This is a genomic window from Weissella sp. DD23, from assembly GCF_001579105.1.
Lineage (GTDB): Bacteria > Bacillota > Bacilli > Lactobacillales > Lactobacillaceae > Weissella > Weissella cibaria.
In genome coordinates this window covers 51,121-51,688 of record NZ_KQ970397.1, presented here as the reverse complement: position 1 = coordinate 51,688, position 568 = coordinate 51,121, and the positions used below count along the sequence as shown (strand labels likewise).

Annotated in this window: 1 protein-coding gene; it reads right to left on the bottom strand. The window is 50.9% G+C overall.

All coding sequences use genetic code 11. From position 1 onward, the window contains the following. Nucleotides 1-568 (bottom strand): phosphoribosylformylglycinamidine cyclo-ligase (gene purM, locus WEIDD23_RS14930; RefSeq protein ID WP_242865511.1); only part of this gene is annotated, 568 nt, incomplete at both ends.

Below are 568 nucleotides of genomic sequence, written 5' to 3'. Positions count from 1 at the left end.
ACCGCCTGAGCATACAAGGTGGTCGGTGTTAACAGGGTTTCCTGTAGCGTTGTTGGTAACGCTGTAAAATCAGCCTCCTGCTCTAATCCCAACACCGTACGCACCAGTGAATACCCATTGGAATGGATACCACTAGACGCTAACCCAATCAACACATCGCCAGTCGCCACACGATCAACTGTCAGCATCTCATCCCGCTCAACAACACCAACACCAAATGCAGCGAGGTCATAATGGTCTGGCGCATACATGCCTGGCAATTCAGCGGATTCACCACCAATTAAGGCTGCCCCCGTCGCTTGGGTCGCTTGCGCAATCCCGCGAACAATCGTTGCTACCTGTTCGGGCACCATTTTGGCAATTGCTAAATAATCAAGTAAAAATAATGGTTTCGCCCCTTGCGCCACGATGTCATTCATCACCATAGCAACTAAGTCCTGGCCAATTGATTCGTGTCGTCCGGCCATGATGGCCAATAATAGTTTTGTGCCCACACCGTCAGTGCCTGAAATCAAGACCGGCTCTCGGTATTGCGTGCCTAATGCAAACGCTGCACCAAAACCGCCAA